Genomic DNA, 5,133 nt, shown 5'->3' on the forward strand with positions numbered 1-5,133 from the left:
TAATAAGAGAAGAGATGAGGTATTTTTAATATATACTAAAAGATAATAATATATATTTTTATTTTTTAGTATATATATATTTAAACTTAAAACTATAACAAACCATAACCATAGAAATGGAAGATTAATCTCTAAAAATATATAAGTTTATACTACTTAGTAAGTACCTTGTAAAGTTTACTAACACTCTATTCACCAATTACTTAAAATTGGTATGGCTTATTTTACTTAAAAAGTATTTTGGATTTAAAATTGTGTGGGGTTTTGATATTTAGATTTTTTAGAGAGATAATAGACTATAAAAAATCTTATGATATTTTTTAAAGAACTCCTATTTATACGTTATCTTTAGAAAGCTTTCTAAATCTTCTAATTTACTAAACAAAATATTCTTTAAAATTTCATACTATCTCTCTCTACTTCAATTTAAGATATAATACTATTTATATATAAATGGGTAAAAATCTATATATTAATAATAAAATATTTATCTAAAAGTTGAAATTAGGCTTATATTTTGAATATAATAAAGTATCCATTAATAAAAATATACTGGAACAAAAAGGAACCTAAAAATGAAACCAGTTAAAGGTAAGTCTTACTTACACCAATCATCACATACTTATATAGACAGTACGTACTACAAACAACATGGAGGAATTTTAAGCAAATGAATATTAAAAACCCGGTTATAATAACAATGGCGTCAATTAAAGGGGGAGTTGGAAAAAGTACACTTTCCATACTTTTTTCTCATATCTTAAAAGAATCCGGCAAAAAAGTACTACTAATTGATTTAGACCCACAAAATTCTTTAACCTCTTATTTCAATAAATATCTTCACAATATTAAAAAGTATAATATTTACAACATATTAAAAGGAAATATTGATTTTAATGAATGTATTAGCAAAATTAATGATTATATATCTATAATTCCTTCTCATCCTGTTTTAGAAAATTTCAATGCAGAAATTGTAGATTTTAAAGAAATAGTTTTAGAACACTATTTAAACGAAAATATACAAAATTATAATTTTGATTATATTCTACTAGATACTTCTCCTAATTCGGGATATCTTTTAAAGAACGCTTTAAATGCTGCAAATTATATTGTAATTCCGGTTCAAATAGAACTATGGTCATTAGAAAGCTTTACCATGTTAATTGGTGCCATTAATAAAATTATCAAATTTAGAAACAAAGTCTACAATATTTCTATTGTAGAAAACCAATTTATAAAAAATAGAAATATAATAAAAGAATTGGAAAATTTGCTTTATAAAAAATATAAAGAATATATCAAAGGCAAAATACATTATTCTAACGGAATAAAAATTTTTATAACTAAGCGGTCAGAACCTTCTGTAAAAGAGATATATTATGAAGAAGCAAAAAACGCTTTAAAAAATATTTTTTCTCTATAGTTAATATTTCTACTAACTGTAATAGTGCGTAGTCAAAATTTGTCGTCCGGAAACCGGACGACAAATTTTGAAAAAAATGAAAAAAAAGGAGACAAAAATGAAAAAAAAAGAAAATGAAATAATTTTCTTTGAAAGAGATGAAACTTTTACAAATGAAGAATTAAATGAAAATAATAATCAAGATAAAGAATTAAGGAATTACAAGGAATTAAAAGAACAATTAAAATTTAATTTAACATCTGATGTTAATAATAAAATTCAAAGAATGAAAATTCTATACGAAATTAAGCAAAAAAATCTTTATAAATACGATAATTTTTCGAGTTTTGAACAATTCATAAAATCTTATGTAATCGCCAAAAGCCAAGCTTACATGTATTTAAAAATCTATAAAAAAGTACTAGAGGGGGCTATTTCTATAGAAAAAGTTAAAAAAATGGGCATTGAAGCCACATATAAAGATATACAAAAAAACAACCCTCCATATGAATATAAAGAAAATATAGAAAAAGATGATAATAGTCAAAATATACCTATCAGAATTTTAATTAAGGATAAAGAGGTTTATGATTTTTGCAAAAAAGATACCAAAAGAATAAATTTTTTTTTAGAAAAAATTGTTAAAGAAAAAAAAAACATCCTATCAGATCTTATGATTGAATACGAAAATTATAAAAAAGATAAAAAGAAAAATTAACCTCTTAATAAGATTATATATTGTGTTCAGCCTTTAATAATAAGCAAATATAAAATAAATTTAGATTATCGAAACTGTAATTATATAATTAAATTTAAAAAAATCAATAATAAATTTATTGATTATAAATGTTACAATTCCCTTCTTGCAAGAATACTTTTTTCAAAAAAATAATATACATTACAATAAAAAATTTGTATCAATTTTCCCAAACTTATATTTTTTCAATTCTAAAACCCTTTTAAACCTAAAAGCAAAAAACATTTGTATAGTTTAAATTTTAATAAAATTAGCAATGATTTACTTAATAATAAAAAAGATTTGAATTATTGAATAATACTGAAAATTATAAAAGAATTCAAAGAAAAAATTTAATAATTTTATTATATGATTATTGATTTCGTCTTTAAATTGGTGTAAACTTAAGATTAGGGTTAAGTTTTTCATTTAAAAATTTACCTTAATTTGTGACCGCCATTGTGAGCCGTTAGAGCTTAATTAAGCTTTTACTTTAAGTAAAAGCTTAATTAAGCTCTAATTTTATTAATTTCATCCTCCAATAAATTTTTTTAAAGATTTTTAATATCCACATTAATTTCTACATACTTCTTGAGATTTTGAGTATGCTATAAATAATGGACTATTTATTAGACCTTTTTTGGCATGCAATTCTTAAAATTTAATATTTAACAAACAATTAAAATTTTATACTAATACGCTATAATTAAAATAAAAATATTTTTTCATTATTCATTATAAAATATGGAATAATTTAATTTCATATTCAATGTTTATTATTTTTGTTCTTTTTCTATCCATTTGGTTATAAGTCCTTCATTGGATAATTTTTTGTCGTAAAATTCATATATTTCCTTTTCTAAAGTTAAAAGTATTTTTATTAGGGATTTATAATATTTTTTTTTAGTTTTATCTTTTCTTAATAAATAAGAAATCCCGACAACATAACAAAATATGCTTCCTTTTTTGAATTTAAACTGTATATAATGTATTTTTGAAAATGTGGCTGTTTTTAATTCATTATTTTCTTTATATTTTCTTAAAACATTTTTTATTGGTTTTCTACATCCATAACTAATTCCTAAAAATTTGTCTTCATTCTTTAATGAAAATAGACTAAATGCTTCTGTTTTGTTTCTATCAAATAATTTTCTAAATGAAATAAAAAATCTGTGATTTTGATTTCTCTTTGTTCCAAATGCACGAAAATCTGATAATATTTTTGTATGATAAATGTTTTTGTTATTTCTTCTTTCAATTTTAACGAAAATATTGTTTTTTTCTGATTTTATTTTTATTTCTTTTTCTTCAAGTTTTTCTAAAAGGTTTCCCATAATCTATTCCTAACTAATATCTTTTTCAGTAGTGATTAAAAATTTATTTTTATTTTTAATCAAATTTAATAGATCATTATAGTACTTGTTATTAAACAGATCAGAATATTTTGGCTTTTTGAATTGACTTAAGTAATTTTTTATAATTTTTATTAAAATTTTATTATCAATTTCGGATTTTATTTTTAATTGTTCAAACAATATATTAAGCATATTGGTTTTAAGATTTTCTTTTATATTTTTTACGTTATTTTTATCTATGTTTTTTTTTATTTTGTTTATTATTTGTTTTAAATCATCATATTTGTCTTGGTCTATTATAAAATGAGGTTTGTTTTTATATTTTAAATATACATTTTTGAAATCTTGTTCTAATTTATTTTTGTTTAATCCATCCTTTTCTAGAATTTCTTTAGTTTTTTCTAATAATTTATTTAGTTCTTTTCTTTTTATTTTTATTGATTTCTTTTTTTTGTTGTTTTTATCAAATTTTTCTTTAAAATAATACTCCATTTTTTTAAGTTCTCTTAGTATTTCGATTTTTATACTCTTTTTTATATTGAGATCTAAAATTTTTAAAAAGGAATTTGTTATAAATTTACACTTCTTAGCATAAGTTTTTATCTGTAAATTTTCAATTTTTTTAATTGTTTTCTTCTCTTTATTATTATTATTATTATTATTACATTCCTTTAATTCTACATTCCCTTTTTTTGTGTTTATTGAATGTTTTTTTTTCAAAAATTTACTTACTCTTAAGTTAAATCTAATTTCTTTTTTTTCTTTAAAATATTGGTTTATTTTATGATAGCATTTTTGTTTTTGGTATTTGAGCTTATAGTAAATTTCAGTTCCGCAATTTACTCCCAAGTGTTTATAATAATTGATTGTTATTTTAAATTCTTTTTCCAGTTTGTAAAGATAGTTTTGTAATGTTTTTATTTTAATAGGGGTTTGACCATTTCTTTTTAAATTTTCATTAAAATAATAAAGTATGTTGCTTTGTGAATATTTTTTATGTTTATTATTTATATAGTAAAGCGTTGATACTAATACGATTAGTTTATGTTGACATTTATTATTTTTAAATTTTTTTACTTTTTCCATTTTATTTCTCCTTAATTTGTGTCTATCTATTATAGATAGTATAATAAAATTAATTTAAAAGCAAACCAAAATGAATTTAACATGGAAGTTTAAAAGAATTAGAAAGAAATAAAACCAATGTAAAAACCATCTGAAGTTAATTTTGAGAATTATTTCATTGTAAATTGCTATTTTATAAAATTTCAACGCAACTGCATTCCCATTGCCAAACAACTTCCCCGCATCCTTGCCAGTCTCAGTAGTAGCATCTTTAACAGCATCCAGCTTTCTACCAGCCGCATCAACAATCTCCTTTATCCCCTTAGCAATTCTATTGACGCTGTCTTTAGCAGCAACACCAGCATTATTCTGAGCAACAACATGCCCAATGCTATCATTGCTAAATCCAACTTTCTCAACTTCTTTGTCAGCGGTTATCAGCTTTTCTAGCGTCTTCTTAACAGCACTTTCAACAGCATTCTTTACACCCCCCTTTCCACCAGCAGCATCATTAGCATTCTGCAAACCAAACTTCCCGTCTTTAGCCATCCCCCTCAGAACAGTAGCAGCCG

Annotated in this window: 5 protein-coding genes; 2 read left to right on the forward strand and 3 right to left on the reverse strand. The window is 22.2% G+C overall.

Annotated features, from left to right (window positions below; genetic code table 11):
* Nucleotides 1-670: 670 nt before the first annotated feature.
* Complete coding sequence (locus DB318_RS05925; protein WP_151074478.1) at nt 671-1,426, forward strand: ParA family protein; 756 nt, start codon at nt 671-673, stop codon at nt 1,424-1,426.
* A gap of 97 nt (nt 1,427-1,523) precedes the next feature.
* A complete protein-coding gene (locus tag DB318_RS05930; protein ID WP_151074479.1) occupies nt 1,524-2,123 on the forward strand; it encodes a chromosome replication/partitioning protein in 600 nt (199 codons plus the stop codon).
* Between the two features lie 794 nt (nt 2,124-2,917).
* Here DB318_RS05930 and DB318_RS05935 read toward each other — a convergent pair.
* The 3 genes from DB318_RS05935 to DB318_RS05945 all read right to left on the reverse strand — a co-directional run.
* Nucleotides 2,918-3,475, reverse strand: coding sequence for a DUF226 domain-containing protein (locus tag DB318_RS05935; protein WP_151074480.1), 558 nt, complete (start codon nt 3,473-3,475; stop codon nt 2,918-2,920).
* A 9-nt stretch (nt 3,476-3,484) separates the two neighbouring features.
* Nucleotides 3,485-4,582, reverse strand: coding sequence for a plasmid maintenance protein (locus DB318_RS05940; RefSeq protein WP_151074481.1), 1,098 nt, complete (start codon nt 4,580-4,582; stop codon nt 3,485-3,487).
* A 54-nt stretch (nt 4,583-4,636) separates the two neighbouring features.
* Nucleotides 4,637-5,133: variable large family protein (locus DB318_RS05945; RefSeq protein WP_172964879.1), on the reverse strand; the 497-nt coding region annotated here is incomplete at its 5' end.

The sequence above is a fragment of the [Borrelia] turdi genome (assembly GCF_008828755.2).
Classification (GTDB): Bacteria; Spirochaetota; Spirochaetia; order Borreliales; family Borreliaceae; genus Borreliella; species Borreliella turdi.